At 62.8% G+C, this 23064-nt stretch carries 27 protein-coding genes and 1 tRNA gene; 17 read left to right on the top strand and 11 right to left on the bottom strand.

Annotated features, from left to right (window positions below):
- Genes J4G43_RS49905 through J4G43_RS49895 form a run of 3 tightly spaced genes read right to left on the bottom strand, consistent with a single transcriptional unit; the run spans position 1 to position 3071 of the window.
- Positions 1 to 813, bottom strand: a complete 813-nt coding sequence (locus J4G43_RS49905) for an enoyl-CoA hydratase/isomerase family protein (protein ID WP_208083458.1) — start codon at positions 811 to 813, stop codon at positions 1 to 3.
- 17 nt (positions 814 to 830) lie between these two features.
- Positions 831 to 1991, bottom strand: a complete 1161-nt coding sequence (locus J4G43_RS49900) for an acyl-CoA dehydrogenase family protein (protein ID WP_008133127.1) — start codon at positions 1989 to 1991, stop codon at positions 831 to 833.
- A gap of 18 nt (positions 1992 to 2009) precedes the next feature.
- Positions 2010 to 3071 (bottom strand): acyl-CoA dehydrogenase family protein, encoded by a 1062-nt coding sequence (locus tag J4G43_RS49895; protein WP_208083457.1) that lies wholly within the window; start codon positions 3069 to 3071, stop codon positions 2010 to 2012.
- A gap of 260 nt (positions 3072 to 3331) precedes the next feature.
- Between J4G43_RS49895 and J4G43_RS49890 the strand changes: the two genes are divergently transcribed.
- Positions 3332 to 4117, top strand: coding sequence for an SDR family NAD(P)-dependent oxidoreductase (locus J4G43_RS49890; RefSeq protein ID WP_038934418.1), 786 nt, complete (start codon positions 3332 to 3334; stop codon positions 4115 to 4117).
- A gap of 127 nt (positions 4118 to 4244) precedes the next feature.
- On the opposite strand, the gene J4G43_RS49885 is transcribed toward J4G43_RS49890, so the two are convergent.
- Together J4G43_RS49885 and J4G43_RS49880 are read right to left on the bottom strand one after the other, a co-directional pair.
- On the bottom strand, positions 4245 to 4517 hold the full coding sequence (locus J4G43_RS49885; protein ID WP_080586664.1) for a GlsB/YeaQ/YmgE family stress response membrane protein: 273 nt from the start codon (positions 4515 to 4517) through the stop codon (positions 4245 to 4247).
- A 42-nt stretch (positions 4518 to 4559) separates the two neighbouring features.
- Positions 4560 to 5162, bottom strand: a complete 603-nt coding sequence (locus tag J4G43_RS49880) for a YidB family protein (protein WP_208083456.1) — start codon at positions 5160 to 5162, stop codon at positions 4560 to 4562.
- 167 nt (positions 5163 to 5329) lie between these two features.
- Between J4G43_RS49880 and J4G43_RS49875 the strand changes: the two genes are divergently transcribed.
- Positions 5330 to 6337, top strand: a complete 1008-nt coding sequence (locus J4G43_RS49875) for a 2-dehydropantoate 2-reductase (protein ID WP_208083455.1) — start codon at positions 5330 to 5332, stop codon at positions 6335 to 6337.
- A 29-nt stretch (positions 6338 to 6366) separates the two neighbouring features.
- Positions 6367 to 6582 carry a hypothetical protein gene (locus J4G43_RS49870; protein WP_166065373.1) on the top strand — a complete coding sequence of 72 codons (216 nt, stop codon included), beginning with the start codon at positions 6367 to 6369 and terminating at the stop codon, positions 6580 to 6582.
- Between the two features lie 76 nt (positions 6583 to 6658).
- On the opposite strand, the gene J4G43_RS49865 is transcribed toward J4G43_RS49870, so the two are convergent.
- On the bottom strand, positions 6659 to 7294 hold the full coding sequence (locus J4G43_RS49865; RefSeq protein WP_063980660.1) for a hypothetical protein: 636 nt from the start codon (positions 7292 to 7294) through the stop codon (positions 6659 to 6661).
- 208 nt (positions 7295 to 7502) lie between these two features.
- On the opposite strand from J4G43_RS49865, the gene J4G43_RS49860 reads away from it, so the two are divergent.
- From J4G43_RS49860 to J4G43_RS49840, 5 genes are all read left to right on the top strand, one after another.
- A complete protein-coding gene (locus tag J4G43_RS49860) occupies positions 7503 to 8531 on the top strand; it encodes an alpha/beta hydrolase (RefSeq protein ID WP_208083454.1) in 1029 nt (342 codons plus the stop codon).
- Between the two features lie 95 nt (positions 8532 to 8626).
- The gene (locus J4G43_RS49855; protein WP_208083453.1) at positions 8627 to 10144 is read left to right on the top strand and encodes an AMP-binding protein; all 1518 of its coding nucleotides are present in this window, start codon (positions 8627 to 8629) and stop codon (positions 10142 to 10144) included.
- Positions 10145 to 10167: 23 nt separating this feature from the next.
- Positions 10168 to 10806, top strand: a complete 639-nt coding sequence (locus tag J4G43_RS49850; protein ID WP_085399166.1) for an RraA family protein — start codon at positions 10168 to 10170, stop codon at positions 10804 to 10806.
- Positions 10807 to 10833: 27 nt separating this feature from the next.
- On the top strand, positions 10834 to 11205 hold the full coding sequence (locus J4G43_RS49845) for a dimethylsulfonioproprionate lyase family protein (protein WP_035708285.1): 372 nt from the start codon (positions 10834 to 10836) through the stop codon (positions 11203 to 11205).
- 46 nt (positions 11206 to 11251) lie between these two features.
- Positions 11252 to 12208: a tripartite tricarboxylate transporter substrate-binding protein gene (locus J4G43_RS49840; protein ID WP_063980664.1), complete on the top strand. Its 957-nt coding sequence runs from the start codon at positions 11252 to 11254 to the stop codon at positions 12206 to 12208.
- Between the two features lie 57 nt (positions 12209 to 12265).
- Here J4G43_RS49840 and J4G43_RS49835 read toward each other — a convergent pair whose 3' ends face one another.
- Together J4G43_RS49835 and J4G43_RS49830 are read right to left on the bottom strand one after the other, a co-directional pair.
- Positions 12266 to 12559, bottom strand: coding sequence for a GYD domain-containing protein (locus J4G43_RS49835; protein WP_135215901.1), 294 nt, complete (start codon positions 12557 to 12559; stop codon positions 12266 to 12268).
- A gap of 124 nt (positions 12560 to 12683) precedes the next feature.
- On the bottom strand, positions 12684 to 13037 hold the full coding sequence (locus tag J4G43_RS49830; RefSeq protein WP_208083452.1) for a VOC family protein: 354 nt from the start codon (positions 13035 to 13037) through the stop codon (positions 12684 to 12686).
- A gap of 142 nt (positions 13038 to 13179) precedes the next feature.
- Between J4G43_RS49830 and J4G43_RS49825 the strand changes: the two genes are divergently transcribed.
- Positions 13180 to 13256 (top strand) — tRNA-Arg (locus J4G43_RS49825).
- 556 nt (positions 13257 to 13812) lie between these two features.
- Here J4G43_RS49825 and J4G43_RS49820 read toward each other — a convergent pair.
- Positions 13813 to 14301 (bottom strand): hypothetical protein, encoded by a 489-nt coding sequence (locus tag J4G43_RS49820; RefSeq protein WP_028151354.1) that lies wholly within the window; start codon positions 14299 to 14301, stop codon positions 13813 to 13815.
- Between the two features lie 1577 nt (positions 14302 to 15878).
- Here J4G43_RS49820 and J4G43_RS49815 point away from each other — a divergent pair.
- From J4G43_RS49815 to ftsZ, 8 genes are all read left to right on the top strand, one after another.
- Positions 15879 to 16469, top strand: a complete 591-nt coding sequence (locus J4G43_RS49815; RefSeq protein WP_028151352.1) for a twin-arginine translocation signal domain-containing protein — start codon at positions 15879 to 15881, stop codon at positions 16467 to 16469.
- The gene (locus J4G43_RS49810; protein WP_155257921.1) at positions 16466 to 16744 is read left to right on the top strand and encodes a hypothetical protein; all 279 of its coding nucleotides are present in this window, start codon (positions 16466 to 16468) and stop codon (positions 16742 to 16744) included. Before J4G43_RS49815 ends, J4G43_RS49810 begins: the two co-directional genes overlap by 4 nt.
- 255 nt (positions 16745 to 16999) lie before the next feature.
- The gene (locus J4G43_RS49805) at positions 17000 to 17302 is read left to right on the top strand and encodes a type IV secretion system DNA-binding domain-containing protein (protein ID WP_155257920.1); all 303 of its coding nucleotides are present in this window, start codon (positions 17000 to 17002) and stop codon (positions 17300 to 17302) included.
- A gap of 83 nt (positions 17303 to 17385) precedes the next feature.
- Positions 17386 to 17658 carry a hypothetical protein gene (locus J4G43_RS49800; protein WP_208083451.1) on the top strand — a complete coding sequence of 91 codons (273 nt, stop codon included), beginning with the start codon at positions 17386 to 17388 and terminating at the stop codon, positions 17656 to 17658.
- Between the two features lie 227 nt (positions 17659 to 17885).
- Positions 17886 to 18014, top strand: coding sequence for a hypothetical protein (locus J4G43_RS55545; RefSeq protein ID WP_256461401.1), 129 nt, complete (start codon positions 17886 to 17888; stop codon positions 18012 to 18014).
- Between the two features lie 123 nt (positions 18015 to 18137).
- Positions 18138 to 18602, top strand: coding sequence for a DUF3768 domain-containing protein (locus J4G43_RS49795; RefSeq protein WP_228411339.1), 465 nt, complete (start codon positions 18138 to 18140; stop codon positions 18600 to 18602).
- A gap of 471 nt (positions 18603 to 19073) precedes the next feature.
- Positions 19074 to 19565: a hypothetical protein gene (locus J4G43_RS49790; RefSeq protein ID WP_080660048.1), complete on the top strand. Its 492-nt coding sequence runs from the start codon at positions 19074 to 19076 to the stop codon at positions 19563 to 19565.
- Positions 19566 to 19617: 52 nt separating this feature from the next.
- Positions 19618 to 20757: a cell division protein FtsZ gene (gene ftsZ, locus J4G43_RS49785; protein WP_028151348.1), complete on the top strand. Its 1140-nt coding sequence runs from the start codon at positions 19618 to 19620 to the stop codon at positions 20755 to 20757.
- Positions 20758 to 21037: 280 nt separating this feature from the next.
- Here ftsZ and J4G43_RS49780 read toward each other — a convergent pair whose 3' ends face one another.
- The gene (locus J4G43_RS49780; protein ID WP_208083450.1) at positions 21038 to 21529 is read right to left on the bottom strand and encodes a recombinase family protein; all 492 of its coding nucleotides are present in this window, start codon (positions 21527 to 21529) and stop codon (positions 21038 to 21040) included.
- Positions 21530 to 21887: 358 nt separating this feature from the next.
- A complete protein-coding gene (locus tag J4G43_RS49775) occupies positions 21888 to 22874 on the bottom strand; it encodes a PLL family lectin (protein ID WP_208083449.1) in 987 nt (328 codons plus the stop codon).
- Positions 22875 to 23064 lie beyond the last annotated feature (190 nt).

Raw genomic sequence — 23064 nt, 5'->3', positions numbered from 1 at the left:
CTACCTTCCCCTGAAATTCGCCGCGCGGCGCTCTTCGGTGGCCTTGACGCCTTCCTTGAAATCTTCAGTCGCGCGCAAGCGCGTCTGCTCGGCGAGCTCGTGATTGGTCGCGGCCATCACGCGGTCGGCGAGGTTGGCGCGCATCGTGGCGCGGGTGGAGAGGAGGCCGAGCGGGGAGCATTCGGCGATCTCGGCGGCGAGCTTCATCGCGCCTGCCTTCACCTGGTCCTGCGGCACCAGCTCGTTGGCGAGGCCCCACTTCACTGCCTCCTCGCCGGTGACGCGGCGGCTGGTGTAGAACATCAGCTCAGCGTTGTTCTTGCCGATCAGCTCGGGCAGCGTCACGGTCAGGCCGAAGCCGGGATGGAAACCGAGCTTCGTGAAATTGGCGGAGAAGCGCGCTTCCGGGCAGGTGACGCGGAAGTCGGCCGACACTGCGAGACCGAGCCCGCCGCCGATGGCCGCGCCCTGCACGGCCGCGACGATCGGCTTCTTGGCGCGGAAGATGCGCACGGCCTGGATGTAGAGATGGTTGATCGGGCCGAGGTTGTCGGCCGGGTCGCCCTTCTTCTCGGCCTCGCGCGCTTCCTGCGCCTGCCGCGCCGGATCGCCGAAATTGGCGCCGGCGCAGAATGCCTTGCCTTGTGCCGACAGCACGGATGCGCGGATCTCGATGTCGCGATCGAACTCGTCGAGTGCATCCGCGATCTGGTTGATCAGCGAGATATCGAAGAAGTTCAGCGGCGGGCGGCGGATCTCGATGGTGCCGACGTGGCCAACTTTTTCGACGCCGATATCTTTATAGGTGCTCATGACGATCCTCGATTGAATTAGCGCAGACCCAGTCCGCGCGCGATGATGCCGCGCAGCACCTCGGTGGTGCCGCCCTGGATGGTGAGTTTCGGTGCGGTCTTGATGGCGAAGTCGAGTTGCCGCTCCAGCGTCTCGCGGTTGGTCGCGGTCTCCTCGACGAAGGCGGCGAGATCGCGCACGCGGTGCGGAAGCTGCTGCTCCCAGACCGTGCCGATGTCCTTGACGATGGACGCCTCCACCACCGGCTCCTTGCCGGCCTGCAGCATGCCCGCAACCGAGACCGACATGCGCCGCATGGTGTGGAGCTGCGCCACGAGCCGGCCGATGCCTTCGGCGCTGCGGGTATCCGGATTGGGGCCGACCGCGCGCACCAGCTCGGTCAGCACGTAATAGGTCTCCAGAAAACGTTCGGGGCCGGAACGCTCATAGGCGAGCTCGCTCGTCGCCTGCTTCCAGGCGCCGTCGACCTCACCGAGCACGTGATCATCGGGCACGAAGAAATCGGTGAAGACGACCTCGTTGAACTCGTACTGGCCGGTGATCTGCCCAATCGGGTTCACCTGGATGCCCGGCTGCTTCATCTTGACCAAAAACTGGGTCAGGCCGTGACGGCGGTTTTCCTTGGTCGGCTGCGAGGTCCGGAAGATCGCGATCATGTAGTCGGCGATGTGCGCCGACGAGGTCCAGATCTTGGTGCCGTTGATGAGGTAGCCGCCGTCGGTCTTGGTCGCGCGCGTCTTGGCCGCGAACAGGTCGGAGCCGGAGTTCGGCTCGCTCATGCCGATCGCAAAGCAGATCTCGCCGCGGCAGATACGCGGCAGGATATCCATCTTGATATGCTCGGGCGCGTATTTGATCAGCACCGGCCCGCTCTGGCGGTCGGCGACGAAGAAACGCCGCGTCGGCGCGTTGGCGACGCGCATTTCCTCGGTCACCACGTAGCGTTCGAGGAAGGAGCGCTCCTGGCCGCCATATTTCTTCGGCCAGGTCATGCCCAGCCAGCCCTTGGCGCCGACCCGGCGGGAGAATTCCGGCGCGTCGGTGTCTTCGCGGTTGGGCTTGTGCGGATCGAAGGTGCCGGCCGCGATTTCCTCGGCGAGGAAGGCGCGCACTTCCTTGCGCAATTGCTCGCACTTCTCGGGCAAGCGGATCGGATCGAAACGGAGGGCAGCGGTCATTGTTGTCTCGTCCCCTGATCAGCGCGAAGCCACGAGCGGCCACAATTCGTCGGCGCCGCGGTTTGCCACCAGCTTGCCGAGCTCGACGGCCCAATGGCTCTCCGAACCGAAATCATCGCGCCAGGCCAGCGCCCGCAGCGAAAAGCGGTGCAGGATGTGCTCGCTGGTGAAGCCGATGGCGCCGTGCACCTGATGCGCGATGGCGCCGCCTTTCTCCGCGGCTTCCGCGCAGCGGATCTTGGCCGAGGCGGCTTCGAGGTAGACCTCGTCGTCGAATGACTTTGCGTTCGCGATGGCGTCGGCCGCGGACGTTGCGGCCGCAAGCGCGGCGGCGGATTCCCCGGCGAGGCGGGCGAGGTTGTGCTGCACGGCCTGAAACTTCGAGATCTTCTTCTCGAACGCGACGCGCTCGTTGGAATAGCGCACGGAGATGTCGAGCATCGCTTCCAGCGCGCCCGCGATTTGAAGGCTGCGCGCGACGCCGCCCATCAGCATGAGCGTGGTCTGGTCAAAGCCCTTCGCGGGCTTGACGGTGACGGGCTGGACCTTGTCGAGCGTCACGGTATCGCTGTGATCGTAGCCGACGTTGAGTCCAGATTCGATCCGGCCCTTGCTCGCATCGACCAGGGCAATCGAGATACCATCCTTGCCATGCGCCAGCACCGCAAAGTGCTTCGCCGTCTTGGCAAAGGGCACGCCGCGGGCGCGGCCGGAGAGCGCGCCGTCGGCATCGAGCGTGATGCGGTCCTTCGGGCTCGCCGGCAGCACGGTCATTTCGCCTTCCGGTGAGGCGATTTTCGCCTGCGCAAGCAGCCAGCCTGCGAGCATGGTCTCGGCCAGGGGAACCGCGACTGCGAAGCGGCCGGCGGCGTTCAGCAGCGCAAAGCCGTCGGCAAGGCTGGCGCCGGAGCCACCGAGATCGTCAGGCACCCAGGACAAAGGCAAGCCGGCTTCGCTCAGCGCCTGCCACAGCGGCGCCTGCCACGAACCCTTCTTGTCGTTGTTGATGGTCTGCGGATCGGCGAGATCGGCGAAGATTTTCTCCGCGGTCTCGACGACGATATTGTCACTCTCCGCCACAGCGTTCCCCGTGTTTTGCCATTGGCGCGTTCCGTCCGGTCGGCGCGGCGCGCGGTCTCTTCTTGCGCCCGATGATCCGAAAAAGCCATGGCCCTGACAAGCGTTGACCGCAGGCCCATCTGCGGCTCCGGCATGGGCGCAAGAGCTGCTATGGACTAATTCCGCTTAGCGGAGTTTGGTCGATTTGCAGGGCGCGGCAAACTCGCTAAACAGGGCCAGCTGCTTAAGGCTTGTATTCAATCAAGGGGAAGGAAATCCGGATGGCAAAAGATGGCTTGTGCGCAATCGTGACGGGGTCCGCATCCGGACTTGGTGCAGCGACTGCGGAAATTCTCGCGCGGAGCGGGGCGCGGCTCGTCATCAACTATTCTTCGAGCCAGAAGGAAGCAGAGGCCACGGCCGAACTCTGCCGCAAGGCGGGGGCGGCGGAAGTGCTGGTCGCGCAGGGCGACGTCTCGCGCGACGAGGATTGCCGCAAGATCGTCGCGGCAGCCAGCGGCTGGGGCCGGCTCGACGTGCTCGTCAACAATGCCGGCATCACCAAGCATGTTGCGCATGCCGATCTCGATGGATTGTCGGCTGAAGATTTCCAGCGCTTGTACGGCGTCAACACGATCGGCCCGTTCCAGATGGTGCGCGCGGCGCGCAGCCTGCTCGAGGCCGGCGCGAAGGCTTCGGAGCGGCCGTCCGCCGTGGTCAACGTGTCCTCGGTTGCCGGCATCAGCGGCGTCGGCTCGTCGATCGCCTATGCCGCGAGCAAGGGCGCGCTCAACACGATGACGTTGTCGCTGTCGCGCGCGCTGGCGCCGCTGATCCGCGTCAACACGGTGTGCCCCGGCTATATCGACACGCCCTGGTTCACCAAGGGCCGCGGCGAGGCCGGCGCCAAGCAGGTGCGCGACAGCGTGGTGGCGAAGGTGCCGCTGAAGGTCGCTTCATCCGCCAACGACATCGCGCAGCTTGTCTGCTTCCTGGCAACGCCGGCGTCGAGCAACATGACCGGCGAGGTCGTGCGGATGGATGCGGGGATGCATCTGATAACTTAATTCGTCATTGCGAGCGAAGCGAAGCAATCCAGAGAGCGTCCGCGCGGACAGTCTGGATTGCTTCGTCGCAAGGGCTCCTCGCAATGACGGAGTGCGAGGGCGGCGTCGTGCCCGACGTCCCGCACCGCTATCCTTTTATCACGCCGCTCGCGACCAGCCGGTGCCAGATGAACAGCACCACCACCGCGCCGATCGTGGCCATGATGAAGCCGGCGCCCTGGTCGGGGCTATAGTGCCCGATCGCCTGTCCGATGAAGGTCGCAAGAAACGCACCGGCGATGCCGAGGATGGTGGTGAGGATAAAGCCGCTCGGGTTGTTCGGTCCCGGCGCCAGCCAGCGCGCGATGAGGCCGGCGATGAAGCCGACGACGATGATCCACAACAGGCCGCCCATGCTCATGTCAGTGCTCCCCTTCCCGAGAACGCGTAGATCAAGGTTCGATTAGAGTCTGCCCGAGAGCTCGTTCTCGGTCGGCAGCCGTCCGTCCGGCGTCAGGTGGTCGATCACCTGTGGCATATACTGGCTGAGGCCGGAGAGCAGCTCGTCGCGCGACAGGCCGCTCTGGGCGGACAGGCTTTGGATCTGGTCGGCGCCGAGGGCGCTGGCGAGATCGCCGGGCGCGATCGCCTTGTTCTCGCCCTTGCCGACCCAGGTGCTCGCGGTCTCGCCGTGGCCGCCCTGCTGGAGCTGGTTGAGGAGATCGCCGAGACCGCCGCTCAGCACGCTGCCGGCGGCGCCGCCCGCGAGCAGGCCGCCGAGGCCGCCCTTGAGCAGATCGCTGAGGCCGCCGCTACCACCGGGGCCGCCGGGAACAGCGCTGCTGCCCGTATTGACAGGCGTCGGAGGCGGCAGCGGCGAGCGCTGCTGCGGCGCCGGCGCCGCGTCGGGCTGGCCAGCCGTCAGATGCTTGAAGGCCTTCCAGGCGATCAGGCCGAGCAGCGCCATGGTCATTGGCGACATGCCGCCGGAGGATTGCTCAGAGCTGGGCGTGCTCGGGCCGCGGGGGCCGTTCTGCATGCCGTTGAGGACGTCGAGTAGACCCATGGTGCTCTCCTTTGGCGTTCTCGTCGGCGAGTTCTCGCCGGTGACAGCCCCCGGGGCAAAAACATATGAGGCTCTCATGACGGTTACAAGGCGAATGCACCGCAACCAATGGGCAGCCGGCATTGCCTCTGCTATCGAGGGCAGGTCATTCAAGGGAGCAAGGTCAGGTGGTTGCGGATCGACCGATCGTGGTGGCCGGCGCGGGCGCCATCGGCTGTTTCGTCGGAGGCCAGCTGGCGGCCGGAGGGCGCCGCGTCGCGCTGCTGGTGCGGCCGCGGGTCAAAACCGAGATCGAGCGGTTCGGCCTGCGGCTGACCGATTTCGACGGCTCCGAGCAGAAGCTCGGCGCGGGCCAGCTCGCGTTGTCGGAGGATCCCGCGATCTTCCACAACGCCGGCATCGTGCTGGTCACGGTGAAGAGCGCCGACACCGCCGATGTCGCGGACCAGATTGCCCGGCATGCGCCGCAGGACGCCGTCATCGTCTCCCTGCAAAACGGCGTCGGCAATGTCGCGGTTCTGCGCGAGCGGCTCGGTGGCCGGCCCGTGCTCGCCGGCATGGTGCCGTTCAACGTGATCGCGATGGGCGAGGGGCGTTTTCACCGCTCGACGTCCGGCGAAATCCATGTCGGCGAGGATGAGGCGAATACGGCCGCAGCGCTGTCGGTGCCCGGCCTCGCCATGCGCGCAAGCCCTGACATCACCGGCGTGCAATGGGGCAAGCTGATCATCAATTTGAACAATGCGCTCAGCGCGCTGTCCGACATGCCGCTTGCCGCGCAACTGGCGAACCGCGACTGGCGAAGACTGTTCGCCGATCAGATGGCGGAAGGCGTGACTGCGATGAACGCCGCCGGCATCGCGCCGGTGTCGGCGACGCCGATCCCGCTGAGGTGGACGCCGACCCTGCTGAGGCTGCCCGATGTGATCTTCAATGCGATCCTGGGGCGCACGATGAAGATCGATCCCGAGGCACGCTCCTCGATGTGGCAGGACCTGAAGCAGGGCCGCAAGACCGAGATCGACTATCTCCAGGGCGCAGTCATCGCACTCGCCGAGCAGAACAACGTCGACGTGCCGCTGATGCGCCGCATTGTTGCGCTGATCAAGCGGGCCGAGGCGGCAGGCAATGGTCCGCCGCGGCTGACGCCGCAGCAGATCCGCGGGGCGGCCTGAGTGCGAGCCGGGCGGCAGGAGGAGCAACGATGACGCGTTGTCTGATGATTGGGCTCGCGCTGGCCGCGCTCTGCGCCGCGTCGACGCTCGCCTACGCAAGGCCGCCAACGGTCGTGAACTCGCCCGGCTATGACAGGCGGTTGCAGGAGAGCAGGTCGCAGTTGGGCAATTCGCCGACGACAACAGAGCCCGCGCGTGCGCCGGTGGTCAAACCGAAGCGCAGCAAGAAGAAGCAGCCGAACTGACGCCACACTCCCGCTGTCGTCCCGGATCAGCGCTCCGCTTGTCCGCGACGACAGCGGAGTTTGCTGCGCGAGGAGCTTACCCCTTCTTCGCCGGCTTGCTTGGCGCCGGGGTGAACAGCTTCTTCAGATCGCTTAAGCTTTCCGATAGCCGCGGCCATTCGCAGGAGAACGAGCCCTTGGTGCAGGGCGCGCCCTTCGGTCGCGGGCTCACGGACTGCTGCACCTTCGGCCGCTCGACCGGGACAGGCACGCGCGCGACCGGGACGGACACGCGCTCGACCTCGGTTCGCAGAGCGACCTGCTGTTGCCGCGCTTGTTCCTGCTGCTCGCGCTGCTGACGCGCGGCGGCTTGGGCCGCTTCATTGCTGCGGCGCTGATTGGCGAGGTAGGAGGTGTAGGATTCGTCGATCCTCTTCTGCTCCTCCGGCGTCGGATTGGGACCTGCGATGTCGAAGGTGCGGTCCTGGAGGAAATCGTAATAGGAATAGCCGCCGCCTGGCTTGCGGCGGCCGGCGAACTTGGCGTTGCAATCGGCAAGCGCAGCCGTCTTCTCGGTCTTGTTCGCGGCCTTCTCGGCGGCGTCGGCGCATTCCTCGAAATCGACCGGCGCGCGCTTCCACCATTGGGCGTGGGCATGCAACGGCGTCAGCAGAAGAAATCCTGCTGCGGCAACGACTAGCGCCGCACGACGCGATGCAACTACGTCCGACATTCTACGAGAGCATTCCTTGCAAAACTCAACCCGAACTGAGTCGGGTCCGATTTTTGCCCCTTTATCGCCGGCTTGTCACCCGTGGAACTCGGGAATTTCATGACTGCAATGCTGACATTTTTTGCTTGACGTGGCGCGGGAGTCACAGCCGCGCGGCACATGATCGGCTTAGACTTTATTGGTTTGAATTCGAAGGGGAATATCCGTCATGAGAGCGTTGGCCCGTCTCGCCGCAATCACATTGGCGTTCATTTCCAGCTATGCGTTCGCAGCGGACGAGGAGGCGCCCAACCGCAAGCCGGTGAGGGCGATTGCCGACGCGCGGCTCTCGGTCGGCGGCCAGGGAATGCTGCCGCTCTATCTCTCCAGCGACTGGTCGCTGCCGCTGCCGGCGATCTCGCGCGCCATCATCGTGCTGCACGGACGCCTGCGCAATGCCGACGAATATTACATGTCGGCCCATACTGCGCAGGTTGCGGCGGGCGACGACGGCAAGAGCGCGCTGATGATCGTCCCGCAGTTTCTGGCGGAGATCGATATCGACGCGCACAAGCTGCCCGCGGATACGCTGCGCTGGTCGCTGGAGGGATGGGAGGGCGGCGACGCCGCGCTGGCACCGAATCCGGTCTCATCCTTCGATGCGCTCGATGCGATCCTCGTAAAACTCTCGGACCGGCGCATCTTCCCGAATCTGAAGCAGGTCGTCGTCGCCGGCCATTCCGGCGGTGGCCAGGTCGCGCAACGCTATGCCATCGCCGGCAAAGGCGAGGCGGCGCTGTCGCGCCAGCATATCGATGTCCGCTACGTCGTCGCCAATCCCTCCTCCTACGCTTATTTCAGCAACACGCGGCCCGTGCCCGCGATCGCCGCATCCTGCCCGGGCTACAACAACTGGAAATACGGCATGGACGGGCGTCCGCCCTATCTTGCGAACGCAACGCCGGTCGCGCTGGAGCAGCGCTATGTCGAGCGCGAGGTGATCTATCTGCTCGGCACGCTCGACACCAATCCGAAGCATCCCGCGCTGGACAAGAGCTGCATGGCCGAGGCGCAAGGTCCCACGCGCTACGCCCGCGGCCACGCTTATGCGGATGCGATGGCCAAGCGCGACCGCGGCACGCCCAATCACCGGGTCTGGGACGTCGCCGGGGTCGGCCATGACGGCGACAAGATGCTGACCTCGAAATGCGGCCTCGCAGCGCTGTTCGATATTCCGGGCTGCGGGGCAGAGCGCTGACATCGACATCTTGAAGGCTTGGCTCCGGCTGTTACACTTCGTCTCGCGACGCCTCATCCTGAGACGACGCCAAGAAGACGAAGTGGAAACACCTGATGCTGCTGCCCCTGTCCGACGTGCCTCGCTGGCACGCTCAACGCAAACCGCAAGGCACGATCGCCGTCCGTCACGGGCAGGATACGCTGACATGGGACGAGCTCGAACGCGGCGCCAATCGGCGCGCACGGGCGTTCATGGCCAAGGGCGTCAAGCCCGGCGACTTTGTCGCAATCGGCTTGCCTAACGGCAACGCATTCTTTGAGACCTCGTTTGCGGTATGGAAGTGCGGAGCGACGCCGACGTCGCTGTCGTGGCGGCTGCCGCGCGGCGAAGCCGCTGCGGTGCTCGACATCCTGAAGCCGGCGCTAGTGGTCGGCGGCGAGGCCGACTGGAACGCGCCGAACCGCCTGCCGGCGGATTTCGTGCCGGAAGGTTTTTCGGACGAGCCGCTCGATCCGCCGGTGGCTCGCTACTGGAAAGCCATGACCAGCGGCGGCTCGACCGGCCGGCCGAAAGTGATCCTCGATCATCAGCCGGCCGTGACCGACACGGTCGCCGCGCCGCCGCTCAACATTCCATTCGGGGTTTCGCTGCTCAATCCCGGTCCGCTCTACCACAATGCGCCGTTCATCGTGTCGCACTACGCGCTGTTCACCGGCGGCCAGCTTACCGGCCTCGTCAAGTTCGACGCCGAGGAGACGCTGCGGCAGATCGCGCGCGAGCGCGTGCAATGGGTCAATTTCGTGCCGACCATGATGCACCGAATCTGGGCGCTGCCGGAGAACGTGCGGAACTCTTACGACATGTCGAGCCTTCAGACCGTCTTCCACATGGCGGCTCCGATGCCGCCCTGGCTGAAGGAGAACTGGATCGCCTGGCTCGGCCCTGAGCGCGTCTGGGAGCTCTATGGCGGCACCGAGCGCCAGGGCTCCTGCATCATATCAGGCACGGAATGGCTGACGCACAAGGGCTCGGTCGGCAAGATCGGGGAGATGGCGCGCTTGCGCATCGTCGGCAAGGACGGCAACGACGTCGCGCCCGGCGAGACCGGCGAGATCTATTTCCTCAACAATGACGGCAGGGATGCCACCTATCATTATCTCGGCGCCGAGCCGAAGCGCCGCGCGGACGGCTGGGAGTCGCTCGGCGACATCGGCCGGCTGGACGCCGAAGGCTATCTCTATGTCGGCGACCGTCTCGCCGACATGGTGCTGCGCGGCGGCGCCAACATCTATCCAGCGGAGGTCGAGGCTGCGGTCTCTGAGAGCCCTGGCGTGCGCTCCTGCGTCGTCGTGGGATTGCCCGATCCCGAATTGGGCCAGCGCGTGCATGCCATCGTCGAGCCCGAATCTGGCGCGGATGGTCAGACCATCGCCGACGGCATGGCGGACTTCTTGAAGGACAGGCTGAGCCGCTACAAGCACCCCGAGAGTTTCGAGATCGTCAGCGCGCCACCGCGCGATGATTCCGGAAAAGTTCGCCGCACCCTGTTGCGCGACGAGCGCGCGGCGTGGATGAAGGAAGGGCGCGCCTTCCGGATTCGGCCGGCGAAGGCGCTGGCGCACGCCGAATAAGAAGAATGCAGAAGGATTGAGACATGACGATCACCATCGCAGCGAACAGCGTGCCGAAGCCGCCGGCCGAGATCATCGAGGGCTTTCGCGGCGCGCCGACCTCGGTCATTTCAGACAATCTCGCCCGGCTGCCGGGCGCGGTCGGGCTAAAACCCTATCATCGCGGTGGCAAGCTGGTGGGGACGGCCTTCACGGTACGCACCCGCCCCGGCGACAATCTGGCTATCCACCGCGCGCTCGAGCTGGTCGGCCCGGGCGACGTCATCGTGGTCGATGGCGGCGGCGACGAGACCCGCGCGCTGGTCGGCGAGATCATGAAGAACATCGCGCAGTGGCGCAAAGCCGAAGGCTATGTCATCGATGGCGCGATCCGCGACGTCGCGGCCTTCGCCGCTGACGACTTTCCCTGCTATGCCCGCGCGGTGATCCATCGCGGCCCCTACAAGAACGGCCCCGGCGAGATCAACGTGCCTGTTACGATCGGCGGCAGCGTGATCTCGCCCGGCGACATCGTGGTCGGCGATGAGGACGGCGTGGTGTCGTTCCCCGCCGCCGGCGCCGCGGCGCTGCTGGAAGCCGTCCGCGCCCAGGTCGCGCGCGAGGAGGAGACCATGAAGGCGATCCGCGAGGGCCGCTACCAGGGCTCCTATGGCAAATCCTGATCAGATCAGAATGAAGGGGAGGGCGGCGTGAGCCAGAAGGACGAATTTCACAACATCGACGATGCCAGCGATGGCCTCTTCCGCGAACTCGCGGCGGGTGTGACCACGCGCATCTTCTCCGGCGAGCAGGCGATGCTGTCGGTGGTGACGCTGGCCCCGCATGCGCAAGGCACGCTGCATCATCACCCCGAGGAGCAATGGGGCGTGCTGCTCGACGGCTCCGCCATCCGCGTCCAGGGCGATGAGGAAATTCCGGTAAAGAAGGGCGATTTCTGGCGCACGCCCGGCAATGTGCCACACACGATGCGCGCCGGCCCCGATGGGGCCCGCGTGCTGGACATTTTCAGTCCACCACGGCCAGAATACAAGAAAGCGGGGTCGGGCTTCGGCACGACCTAAGCGCCAAAGAGCAAAAGCCAGGCGCAAAACCAAAGGGGAGGGGACCATGACGATCACACGACGCACGCTGCTGGCAGCGCCCGCTATTCTCGCAATCGCGCCAGCGGTGGCGCAGGCCGGCAAGATTACGCTGGTGGTGCCGTTTCCGCCGGGCGGATCGACTGACGCGATGGCGCGGCTGTTGCAGGCCAATCTACAGACAAAACTCAACCGCATCGTCGTGGTCGAGAACAAGTCGGGCGCCGCCGGCGCGCTCGGGGCGGCGCAGGTCGCGAAGAGTCCTCCGGACGGCTCGACGTTCCTGGTCACCTTCGATTCCCACGCGGTGATCCCGTCCATCCTCGACAAGCCGCCGGTCGATGTCGAGCGCGAGCTGATGCCGGTGCTGCTGGTGGGCACCGCGCCCTACGTGATCGCCGCCGGCGCCGGCCGTCCCTACAAGAGCTTTGCCGACGTGGTCGCCGCCTGCAAGGCGACGCCCGGCGCGGTGAAATATGCCTCCGTCGGCATCGGCACGCTCGGCCATCTCGCCATGACGGTGCTCGGCACCAAGGCCGGCGTCGAGATCATGCACGTGCCCTATCGCGGCGGCGGCCCGGCGATGAACGACGTGCTCGGCGGCCATGTCGATCTGATCGCGGGATCGGCGGCGCTGGTCTCGGCCCAGCTCGGCACCAACATGCTGCGGCCGATCCTGCAACTCGGCCGCGAGCGGCTGCCGGGCTTACCGGATACGCCGACCGCGATCGAGGCCGGCTTTCCAGACTTTGAGACGCTGGCGTGGTGGGGCGTTTTCGCGCCCGCGGGCACTCCGCCGGATATCGTCGCGGCCATGGCGACGGCGTCCAGGGAGATCCTGAGCGAGCCCGCGACCGCCGCCCAGCTCAAGGAGACCCAGCAGATGACGCTGCTGCTCCAGGACGGCGCCGCCTTCAAGAGCTTCTTCGACAAGCAGGTCGCCTATTGGGGCAAGGTGGTGCGCGAGAACAATATCAGGGCATGAGAGGCCTATTCCCGGGATTGCCATCCCGGGTCCAGTGCGCTCGCGCGGGCTTGAGCGTCAGAGCATCTTGCCGACGATCTTTGTCATATCTGCCGCCGAAAACGCGCGCAGCGTTTCGGTGCGGACATTGCCGAGTGCGCTGAGACTAAGGCTGAGCGACATCGCGGCAGCCTCATCTGGAGCCTCGAGAACGGTTACAACGTCATATCGTCCCTGCGTCCAGACGATCTCTTTCACGGTCACGCCGAACGTTTTGGCCATCTCCTTGAAGGCGTCGGCCCGCTTCGGCGAGTCCTTGACGTTGCGGACTCCCTGATCAGTGAAGTTCGCCAGCACGACATAGGTTACCATGGTCGTCCTCCCTGGTTAGAACCCAGATACAATTCTCGCTTGAGGCAACCGCGCCGAGCTTGCCACGGCGGCTGAGACAGCGCTACTTGCGCGTTGCGAACGTCAGCGGATGTGACTTATGCGGTCAGGACAACGGTCGCGCGAAACTGAGCTCATGGCCGTCGGGGTCGGTGAGATGGAAGTAGCGCTCACCCCATTCCGCATTGCGCGGCGTGGTCGACGGCTGCCATCCGGCGGCGCGTGCGCGCTCGTAGGTCCCGTCGACATCGGCGACGTAGAAGATGATGCGGCCCCACCAGGACCAGCGCTTGTCGTCCGGCTGCGCCGTCAGGTTGAGATAGCCGGTGCCGGCGCGAAAGCTGGTGAATGCAGCGGCTTCGCCGCCATACAGGAGCTCAAACCCCAGCGAACGGTAGAAGTGCACGGCGCGCCCCATGTCATGCGTGCCGAGCGTGATGGCGCTGATGCTTTCGATCATGTGAGCTGCTCCGCCGAGAGGGGCCTGGAAGCGATTGTATAGCCGCCCCGTTCAGGTTGACGATGGTCTGGCCCGCCTGACGGCTGGCGAACTGCATTTTGCTCTGCTATGACGGGATCGAACCCGTACCAGCGGGTTCCGCGGTCCCGTAGCTCAGCCGGATAGAGCGGCGGTTTCCTAAACCGTAGGTCGGAAGTTCGAGTCTTCCCGGGATCGCCAAGTTATTTCAATGCATTAGCGAAATGCTTCCTCTCGGGTGTGGCACCTCCTTGGCACCGCCAACGCCAAAGGCGGGAAGGAGAGGGACCAGACGAGAAATGCGGTCGTGGCGAATGATCGGATCTCGGCAAAACAACGGCTCTCCCGCACGAGCACGCGCAAAGAGACAATGCGTGTGGTATGGACGCAGGTCAGATCATTCGCTTTGTGCGCGTTGATTTCGCAATGACGACCGCGTTTTCGCCATAAGGACGACGATCGCTTCTTGCATGTACATTCACGGAAATTCGTGAGATCGCCGAGGCGGTGCCGGCCACAATGGAGATGATCCAAGCCGCGGCTGAGAGTGTCACGGGCTGTACGGGTTTCGCCGATCAGCTGGAGGCCGGCCGCGAGCAAGCCGCAGTCACGGCTTTACAGGTGGCCACGCCGGCCGGGAGTGCGTGAGGTTTCTAGTTGGCCGAGCGCGTCGTTCGTCAACGACGCGAGCCAGCATATCTTAATGTCAGAGGTTGGCCCGGAACATTCCTGGCGTCTTGTGTGCCATCAGGACAAGTCACCATGGCAGAGTTGAACTTTTTGCTCGCCCTCTATAGGGACCATGCGCAACTCTAAAGCCAGCTTGCATATAGCCGCTGAAATAACTGGCGGACAATAAGAAGCCTCCGACCGACGCCATTATGACGAGGAAAAAAACGAGGCCGACGAGCCAATGAACCAGGATCGCGGTGGCAGCTTTCTCGCGCTTCATCAGTTTTTCCATGGCAGAGTCCGCAAACTGCCACGCGAATGCTACTGCCACCATGCCGGCAGCCAAGCCGAAGATCGAAAATCCTAGCGTCGACATGTTGGGCTCGATGTTGCCCTTATCTTTCATCGTCGCGATGACAGTCGCCAGCGTTGCGCCATTTAGCACCGCAACCGCGACAGCGATGCGATTCCTGCTCTCCGCCCACGCTTGAATGAGTTTGAGATCGAACTCTCGTTCCTTTAGTTCGTCCGCATTTTGCGACACCGATCCCTCGTGGCTCTGTTCTTCGCTCATTTTGAGCCCTTCGCCTTCCGCCCGATCTCGACCGGTCGCGCCTGCCGCCGCGCCTTTTCAAACATTCTTAGTCGCGCGCGCCGGTCCTCTGGAAAAAACGATCTGCCCAGCGGATTGGGGGAGCAGTAACTCCGCTAGGGCCGTGCGCTCCGCGGATGCCATCGGACCGCTTGCTCGTTTCTCAAATTCACTCAGGACGTCGCGCTTCATTTCCCCTTCGCCTTTTAGTCCGATCTCGACCAGACCGACGGATGGCCTGGGAGCGTTGCATTAGGCGACAGCCGATGTGTCCGGCGCAACTTCGTAGGTTTGAAGTCCCTCAGTCAGAGGGCAGCGTTGCGATGGGGTCACGCACTGCGCCACGGCAATTGGGCTCTCTCACCGCCATCAGACATTCCGCGTAAGCGTCGAGAATCCAATTGCGATCCGCAACGGTCCAGCCGGTTTGAGATCGTCGTGGTAGTGTATCGATCGCTGTTCCATAGTCGCTACCTTTTCCATCAGCTTAAATGCGACCTGCTCAGCAGAGTCTTCGCCGATGTGAACCACTGGGACGGGGCCTGACATTCCTCGTAACTTCATGCGAAGACGACCCGCAACCTAGGACAACGGGCGCGGGGGTCGAGCCACCAGTTTAGGTGGGTCTGTGGACGGGGGCCTTGGCGCGCCCGCAGGTCCAGTCTGGGTTCACCGAAGTACATGCTTGTTTCCAAGGATGATAGTTTTCACAGCCGCCTTTTCGAATGCAAATGCGGCGTGCGCGGAAGCATTGAAATTGTCGCGGCGAGTCCAGCCGCGGAGGGATGGCGGCGCACTACAGAGTAGCAGTAGAGACACAATCCGCGCGCCACCAGAGTGGGTAGGAGCCCGATCCACTGTTGATGTTGTACCGTCAGCCACCGTTAGGCCTTGGCTGACTCCGGGCCTATCAGAATCAGGATCTGAACCCGCTGTTCGTTCAGACCATCGTGTAGATCGCTTACCTCGAACTGCGGGAAGCCGGGCGAGCTACGAGAGAGATCGCGAGAGAGCTAACGCGCAGTGAGGGGGCGATCAGAAACCGGGTCGCCAAGCTTGCATGCGCAAAGAAAGAACTCGCGGCGGGGAGTTAGGACGAAGAGGAGCGGCGTCTTTATTTGTCGTCGAGCCAAGGGCCGTCAACTTGGACGCCACATCTCCCCAATTGGGGATGCTGGGTGCCGATACCGACGACGATTGCCGAGGGTAATGAGGTTTACCCGAACCAGATCTATGCCTGGAAGAAGCAACTTCTGGAACAGGCGGCGCGGGCCTTTGACGCGGGTGTCGGGTGGGAGAAGCGGTCAGTTTCCAACTAACGAACCGGTTCAAGCGGTCGCGAAGAGCTTGATGTGGTCCTTGTCGCAAATTTGTTTGCTGGTGTTGACATAGATCCAAACTGCCATCGGCGCTCGCGCGCCTGCCCCAATGGTGGTCTTATCCGGTTCGGATTGAACTCGAGCATGAACCCGATCCTGGCCAGCATCAGCTCGGAAATCGCGGTTAGCCACTTGAGCACCGCGGGATTCCAGCCCTAAGCCGCACAGGAGTTGTGATCCATGACGCGGGCTGAAACCACAAATACCACATCACGCAGACGTTTTCTCGGCGCGGCCGCCGTCGCGGCCTTGGCCGGCGCCCCAGCGGTCGTAGAGGCCGCAGGCCCGAATGACCCCACCTTTGACCTTATCCACCAGCACCGCCGGGCCGCGATCACCTATGAGGATCTCGTGGCAGATTATTGCCGCCGGGAGAGGATCTTGGTCGACGAGGCTATCGGCCTTTACCCTTACACCAGTGTTGCGCTTCCGGCTGGACAGCCGATCGTCGTCTATAACCACGAGCGCATCGACACGCTTGCTTGCCTCTCCGAACCCCAGCGCCGGACGGCACACGCCGATCTCGGCGCCGCGCTCAACCGTTACACGGAGGTGATGGGCGACGCCGAGGACGCGGTGCGCGTGGCAGACGCCGCCGCCTTCGAGGTTCTCGGCCAGCTGCTCACCGCGCCCACGTCGATCGCTGGCGTTCGGGCGCTCGTGGGCTACCTTGCGCAGGAGGTCGATCCGGTCATGCTCCGGACGAACGACCAGATTGAAACATTGCTGTTCTCGATCCAGGACGCGCTCGGCCGGGAGGTGGAGGCATGAAACCCGCAACGCCTCGGCGCGCGCCGGAGTGCCTCGCCACCACGATCCGAAAGGTCGAACCAATGGGCTCCGGCATGGTTCGATTATTTAGATGCCTTGCGTTTCGATCGTCGACAACTTCGCCCTCGGTGCTCGATAATGGCCCGGTCTTCCCAAGTGCCGCCATTCTCGACCGCGAAGCGGTGCGATCAATCGTCGAGGCGAACGGTCCAGACGAGGGCGGTCCAGATCTGGTCCCCGTCGCGACCATCCCTTATCGCGGCACGGTGAACTGATCACTCGGGCCCATCTGAGGCGAGCGCTGGCTGCCGGGGGAGTTATCCCCCAGCGGTTTTGGCGAGATCAAATCGGTACACCCGGGCGACATCATAAGAATCTGCAGCCTGACCTAGGAACGTCGCATTCCTAGCCTAAGGTACGGAGTTTTTGCTTAGCCTTTCGAATCGTTTTCGGGCCGAAAGCCAGCCGCGAATTTGGGCAAGATCAGCAGTCTAGTCGCGGGGGACGGGCAAAGACACCATCGGCGGAATATGGCCAGTGATCTCATTCGTTTTGCCCGCATCGACTTTCGGAATGACAACCGCGTCTTCGGGATCAAAACGGAAGACCGGCTCTTGCACATGTACATCATCGGCAAAACTGGCACCGGCAAGTCGAGTCTGATCGAGACTATGGCGCTGCGGGATGCCGAGCGGGGGAATGGCTTCGCCCTCATTGATCCGCACGGTGACCTTGTTGCTCGTGTTGCTTCGCGCATTCCGGCATCGCAGCGGGATAGAGTGATCTATCTGGACGCGACTGATTCGCAACCCCCTTCGTCACGTCAGCGATGATCGTATCGCCCTCGCCGCTTCGGGCATGATGGATGTCTTTAAGAAGATGTGGCCCGACGCCTGGGGGGCGCATGGAGCACATCTTGCGCAACGTACTTATGGCTCTCTTGGAGCAGCCGGACGCGACGCTCCACGTCCTCGGCAACACCGGCTCGATCATCTCGTTCCGGGTTGGTGTCGAAGACGCCCCGTATCTTGTTCGCGAATTCCACGAGAGGTTCGCGGAAGTTGATCTCTTGCAGCTGCCGAATTACCGCATCTATCTCAAGCTGATGATCGATGGGACGCCGTCAACGCCCTTTAGCGCCGTCACGCTTGCCCCCTCAAGCCAATCTCAGCCTGTCCAGCAACTGTAGGATAGGGAATTGCGTCGAATCTCATATTTGCCAATTTGGCATAAGCTCACGCCTACTTCCGATTCCCGCAAGAAGGCAAAGTTGCGTTCGGACAGGTTCTTTGTCCGCTCCCATTCGGGGGCGGTAGCGAGACGGAGGGCGTTCTCAAGCTGCGCTGAAAGTGCTCAAGCAGATCCGCCTCGCTATCCGGTACCCGAATGGTTCGGGCCGGTTGTGAGGAGAACAAGATGTCCACCATTGCTCTTTCCATTAGGGCTGTAAAGCTGATGCAGCTCTGCGATCTTCAAGGGGTCGACAGCCTCGACGATCTGCTTATCGCAGTCATCACGACACTGTGTGTCCCGCCATCTGCATGACGGAGGGATGTGACCATACCGCCGAGATGGAGCCCGACCAAGACCAGGGCTTCTGCGAGGCGTGTGGTGGTAACACCGTCGTATCGGTGCTCGTGCTCGCCGGTCTCATCTAAGAGGCCGGCCATGCAAATCCGAAACTTCTACCACTGCGCAGAATGCGGCCGCGAGTGGACGGGCGTGTGTGGTCCGCCCAATGTGACGATGATTGTCCGCAGTGCGGCTCCCGCCACATGTCCCCATACAAGAGCGAAGACGCGGGAGAAAGCGATGACGAATAGGATCGCTCTCCTCAATGACGATTTCCGCCGCAACTTTCGCGGCGGCAAGATCATGATGACGCCAGGCGTCGATGCACTGCCGGACCGCGTGAAGGCGGAAGCGCTCGTTCAAGTCGCGAATTTCTCGGAATTCAGTGAGGACAACGATCCGCATGACGAGCACGACTTCGGTAGCTTCAATCTGGTTGGCCGCCGCTTTCTTTGGAAGATCGACTACTACGACAAGGAGTGCGAATTCGGCTCCGAGGACCCGGCCGATCCTGAAAAGACCACGCGGGTCCTCACCCTCATGCTTGCCATAGAGTACTGATGCCCGCCCGACCAACCGAAAGGATCTTGGGTTAGTCTGAAAGGTTAACAGAGGCGTGCAGCATTATCGCGAGACACTAGCCTCATCCGCCTCCCGTCATGGCGCAGCGGAAAACGCATCTAGCGGGTTGAGCGCCCGTTGCGGGGAACGTTGGCAGGCCCGACTTACCGCCTGATGCGGTAGAGCCCAACCAGCGCGCATCTTACTTGGACAATCTTTTTGTCCATCAACCTCGCTTATGCGAGGGTTTTTTCTTGCGCGAACGCGGGTGATCAGACCCCATATTGACTCCACATGATACACGCCCATCCCTTTAGCTAAAGGAGAGGCGTACGGGGGAATGAAGACTGCTCCCACCCGCGCGCCGCCGGAAGATCGGTCTGCTTGCGCGTTAAGAATCTCTTAACCATGACGGCCTAGCTTTTGCCGATCTGCGCACACTGCCCCGGTACGCTCCCAGGAGGACAGCCGATGCCAATTGAGAGGCTGACCTATGTCGCACTGGCTGCCCGCCTGAAAGTCTCGCCAGGGGCCGCTCGTTCGCTTGCCAAGCGGCGTCAGTTGCCGCGCTCACTTTCAGACGATGGCAACGCGTTGGTGTGCGTCGATCTCGCCGAAATGCGGCATAAGCCGCGGCGAACCGGTGGTCGACAGCCAAACAACGCCCTGCGAGCGGAAAGTATCCTGGGGTTGCAGGCAGAGATCGCGCGGCTCGAGGCGACGGCAGCTGGTCATCGGGCGGATTTCGAGCGCGAGCGCGAGCGCGCCGATCGCCTAATGGCTGAGGTGCTACGGGCAACTGCTGAGGCTTCGGCGGCCAAGAAGATGACGGCGCGGCTTGAAGGCTCTCTGCGGACCGCTGTCCAAGCTGGTGGCTCGATCGACGGCCACGGACGAGCCGGTTCCAGACTTGGCCATCTAGCCGCGGACTTGGTCAAAGCAGATCGCAATGCTTGGAGGTAGCATTTCGAGTCATCTCATTTCCCAGCTTACCGACGCAATCGTGAGGCCGAAAATGACCAACATTACCGATGTTCGCGGGCTGAAAACGCGCATTATCGTGTTCGGGGTCGGCGGCGCCGGCGGCAATGCCGTCAACAACATGATCGCGGCCGGCTTGCAGGGTGTCGATTTCGTCGTCGCCAATACAGACGCACAGGCGCTCACGATGTCGAAGACCAAGAGCCTCATCCAGATGGGCACCCAGGTGACTAAAGGACTCGGGGCCGGCTCGCAGCCTGACGTCGGGCGCGCCGCGGCTGAAGAGGCAATCGATGCCATCCGTGATCATTTGACCAGCGCACACATGGTGTTCGTTACCGCCGGAATGGGCGGCGGCACCGGCACCGGAGCGGCGCCTGTTATTGCCAAGACTGCACGTGAGCTTGGCATTCTAACCATTGGTGTTGTCACAAAGCCATTCCAATTCGAGGGCCAGCGCCGAATGCGCCTTGCCGAAGCCGGCATCGCGGATCTGCTGAAGACGGTGGACACCCTGCTGATCATCCCAAACCAAAACTTGTTTCGGGTGACCAACGAGAAGACCACATTCACCGAAGCTTTCGCCCTGGCCGACCAAGTGCTCCATTCGGGTGTGGCCTGCATCAGCGACCTTATAGTCAAAAAGGGCTTGATCAATCTCGATTTTGCCGACGTTCTTTCGATCATGCGCGAAAAGGGCAAGGCGATGATGGGCAGGGGCGAGGCTTCTGGCCCATCGCGGGTGCTCAAGGCCGCCCTAGCCGCGATTTCCAATCCATTGATTGAGGACCCCTCGCTCAAGCGAGCCAGTGGCCTCATCATCTCTATTACTGGCGGCAAGGACCTGACACTGTTCGAGATCGACCAAGCCGCCAGCCGCATTCGCGAAGAGGTCGACCAGGATGCCAATATCATCATCGGCGCCACTTTTGATGAGCAATTGGAAGGTACGGTTCGCGTCTCGGTGGTGGGGACCGGCATTGATAATCTCGGCCAGGGGCAACCAGCGGAAAGCTCCTTTTCGGAACTCGCCGGCCGGCTGCGCAACGATAGCCCCCGCGTCTCCGACCAGATCGAGCATAGCGCACGGCTGCCGCCGCCATTTGAAGGGGCGCCATGCCGCCGACCGCCCGCTAGCCCGAACGGAGATCGGCAACGTCGATTTGGAATATGAAGGTAGCGCGGATGATTAGACCGGAGTGGGACACATCAAGGCTTTGGGCCACGGGACGGGCCTATCTTGATAACGATGATCTGTCTTTCGAGGAAATCCCATCGCGGGTCATTGAGAGCGCAACCGTCATCAGCAATCGGATCTGGCCCTATAACGATGCTCCGCCCGGCGAGGAAGACGGGCGGCAGATCATCTTTATCGTTCGCGTAGAGCTGGAAACCTGTGACCTCCTTTACAACGCGCCCGATGGCATGCGCGGTCGTTACTGGCAAAGTCCGGACTATGGCTTCGCCGCGACGAAGCTCCTCATCAGTGGGTTGCTGAGGACGTTGATGTCGTTTTCAGAGAGGCATCCGCCCAGGCTGCCCAAGAGGTGCGCGCCGATGGCCGCCGAGGACATCAAGGTTTCGCTGGAGATGAACTTGCCCTGCGAGTTGTTTTCGAAGGTGTACGTTGGAAATTTAAGATCGCGGATCACGCCACAATCGAGCATGTAGATGATTCGTCCACTATCAATCGAATTGCGTGCAAGACGGTCTGTCGCCCACGCGATGATCCCGTGAGCTGCTCCTTTCTCGATCTGAGCGAGCATCTCACCGAATTGTGGGCGACCAGGGGCTTTGGCGCTGAATGACACTTCGTATATGCCGGCGATTTCAATGTCAGATCTGTCGACGAATGCTCGCTTCAACGTCGTCAACTGAGATTCGATTGACGCGACTTGTCGATCTTCGGCTTCCGATGATTTTCGACAGTAGATGAAATAACGCATAAGTGACACTGACTCTCGGCTCTAGAATCGAACTCGATCTTACGCGAATCAGAAGTCCACAGATCGTGCCAAGTTGGCTCGAGCATGCGAGAGGGTGCGACATGCCATTTCGGCACAGATTTCTGCCGCTGAAAGCGAGTTGGATCTCTATGAGATCCGAGCCGATTCGGTTAACCGCCTAAAGCCCGAAGCGTAAATCGCCGTTCAACGGATTAAAACGGGTAACGGGGCCGAGGGCCGGTCCAAAAGCCGGAATTAGCGCGCGATCAAGCGACGTTGCGTGAAGACGTAGTAGCATAATGATGGGTCAGTTAGGCGCCGGCCGCCTTGTGAGACGGCCGGCCTCTTGTGCAGTCCGTCAGGCCGCGAGTGGATCGCTCAGGAGAACGCCGCCCAGGGATGCCCAGCCGGACCACGGTCCGGAGTGCGGCTTATCCTGCCAGATGTGCCAAAGCGCGTTGTCGGTCCCGCGCGCAAACACTTCCAGCCGGCCGTCGCTGTTGGCGATCGCGGCGGGATCGCTGGTGATCTGGCCGCCAAGCGAGGCCCAACCGGACCACGGAGCGGCATGCGGCTCCTCCTGCCAGATGTGCCACAACGCGTTGTCGGTGCCACGGGCGAACACTTCGAGACGGCCATCGGAATTGTCGACCACGGCGGGATCGCTGGTGATGCCGCCGCCGAGCGAGGCCCAGCCTGACCACGGTCCGGCATGTGGCTTGTCCTGCCAGATGTGCCACAACGCTTTGTCGGTGCCACGGGCGAACACTTCGAGACGGCCATCGGAGTTGATGAACACCTCGGGGTCGCTGGTGATCTGGCCGCCAAGCGAGGTCCAGGTTGACCACGGACCGGCATGCGGCTTCTCCTGCCAGATATGCCAAAGCGCGTTGTCGGTGCCGCGCGCAAAAACCTCGAGCCGGCCGTCGGAATTGATCACGCCCGCCGGATCGCTGGTGATCTGGCCGCCAAGCGAGGCCCAACCGGACCACGGAGCGGCATGCGGCTCCTCCTGCCAGATGTGCCACAACGCGTTGTCGGTGCCACGGGCGAACACTTCGAGACGGCCATCGGAATTGTCGACCACGGCGGGATCGCTGGTGATGCCGCCGCCAAGCGAGGCCCAGCTTGACCACGGACCGGCATGTGGCTTGTCCTGCCAGATGTGCCAGAGTGCGTTATCGGTTCCGCGCGCAAACACCTCCAGCCGACCATCGGAATTATCGACGCTGGACGGCGAGCTGGTGAGAACGCCGCCAAGCGAGGCCCAGCTTGACCACGGACCGGCATGCGGCTTCTCCTGCCAGATATGCCAGAGTGCCCTATCGATTCCGAGACTAAACACCTCCAATCGTCCATCGGAATTCTCTGTCACTGATACCGAGTGGGTAAGCGCTGCTGCTGCATTTGTCACGACAACCTCCAATTGTGTTATGACGAGAACAATTAACGGCGCGCAATCTCTAGTAGCACACTTTTGCCTTGCGATGGCGCCGACAAGACGCTCTCGCGTGAAAGTGATCCCGCGTTCAAGT

The sequence above is a fragment of the Bradyrhizobium barranii subsp. barranii genome (assembly GCF_017565645.3).
GTDB classification, from domain to species: Bacteria; Pseudomonadota; Alphaproteobacteria; order Rhizobiales; family Xanthobacteraceae; genus Bradyrhizobium; species Bradyrhizobium barranii.
The sequence above is the reverse complement of the archived record's forward strand: the minus strand, read 5'-3'. Positions and strand labels throughout refer to the sequence as shown.

Excerpts from the sequence above, each read along its gene's own strand:
- J4G43_RS49900 (WP_008133127.1), bottom strand. The coding sequence starts at position 1,991 with ATGACCGCTGCCCTCCGTTTCGATCCGATCCGCTTGCCCGAGAAGTGC.
- J4G43_RS49840 (WP_063980664.1), top strand. The coding sequence starts at position 11,252 with ATGACGATCACACGACGCACGCTGCTGGCAGCGCCCGCTATTCTCGCA.
- J4G43_RS49890 (WP_038934418.1), top strand. The coding sequence starts at position 3,332 with ATGGCAAAAGATGGCTTGTGCGCAATCGTGACGGGGTCCGCATCCGGA.
- J4G43_RS49805 (WP_155257920.1), top strand. The coding sequence starts at position 17,000 with ATGGCCAGTGATCTCATTCGTTTTGCCCGCATCGACTTTCGGAATGAC.
- J4G43_RS49830 (WP_208083452.1), bottom strand. The coding sequence starts at position 13,037 with ATGATCGAAAGCATCAGCGCCATCACGCTCGGCACGCATGACATGGGG.
- J4G43_RS49790 (WP_080660048.1), top strand. The coding sequence starts at position 19,074 with ATGCCAATTGAGAGGCTGACCTATGTCGCACTGGCTGCCCGCCTGAAA.
- J4G43_RS49820 (WP_028151354.1), bottom strand. The coding sequence starts at position 14,301 with ATGAGCGAAGAACAGAGCCACGAGGGATCGGTGTCGCAAAATGCGGAC.
- J4G43_RS49810 (WP_155257921.1), top strand. The coding sequence starts at position 16,466 with ATGAAACCCGCAACGCCTCGGCGCGCGCCGGAGTGCCTCGCCACCACG.
- J4G43_RS49865 (WP_063980660.1), bottom strand. The coding sequence starts at position 7,294 with ATGTCGGACGTAGTTGCATCGCGTCGTGCGGCGCTAGTCGTTGCCGCA.
- J4G43_RS49780 (WP_208083450.1), bottom strand. The coding sequence starts at position 21,529 with ATGCGTTATTTCATCTACTGTCGAAAATCATCGGAAGCCGAAGATCGA.
- ftsZ (WP_028151348.1), top strand. The coding sequence starts at position 19,618 with ATGACCAACATTACCGATGTTCGCGGGCTGAAAACGCGCATTATCGTG.
- J4G43_RS49795 (WP_228411339.1), top strand. The coding sequence starts at position 18,138 with ATGCAAATCCGAAACTTCTACCACTGCGCAGAATGCGGCCGCGAGTGG.
- J4G43_RS49885 (WP_080586664.1), bottom strand. The coding sequence starts at position 4,517 with ATGAGCATGGGCGGCCTGTTGTGGATCATCGTCGTCGGCTTCATCGCC.
- J4G43_RS49870 (WP_166065373.1), top strand. The coding sequence starts at position 6,367 with ATGACGCGTTGTCTGATGATTGGGCTCGCGCTGGCCGCGCTCTGCGCC.
- J4G43_RS49905 (WP_208083458.1), bottom strand. The coding sequence starts at position 813 with ATGAGCACCTATAAAGATATCGGCGTCGAAAAAGTTGGCCACGTCGGC.
- J4G43_RS49880 (WP_208083456.1), bottom strand. The coding sequence starts at position 5,162 with ATGGGTCTACTCGACGTCCTCAACGGCATGCAGAACGGCCCCCGCGGC.
- J4G43_RS49860 (WP_208083454.1), top strand. The coding sequence starts at position 7,503 with ATGAGAGCGTTGGCCCGTCTCGCCGCAATCACATTGGCGTTCATTTCC.
- J4G43_RS49855 (WP_208083453.1), top strand. The coding sequence starts at position 8,627 with ATGCTGCTGCCCCTGTCCGACGTGCCTCGCTGGCACGCTCAACGCAAA.
- J4G43_RS49815 (WP_028151352.1), top strand. The coding sequence starts at position 15,879 with ATGACGCGGGCTGAAACCACAAATACCACATCACGCAGACGTTTTCTC.
- J4G43_RS55545 (WP_256461401.1), top strand. The coding sequence starts at position 17,886 with ATGTCCACCATTGCTCTTTCCATTAGGGCTGTAAAGCTGATGCAGCTC.
- J4G43_RS49835 (WP_135215901.1), bottom strand. The coding sequence starts at position 12,559 with ATGGTAACCTATGTCGTGCTGGCGAACTTCACTGATCAGGGAGTCCGC.
- J4G43_RS49850 (WP_085399166.1), top strand. The coding sequence starts at position 10,168 with ATGACGATCACCATCGCAGCGAACAGCGTGCCGAAGCCGCCGGCCGAG.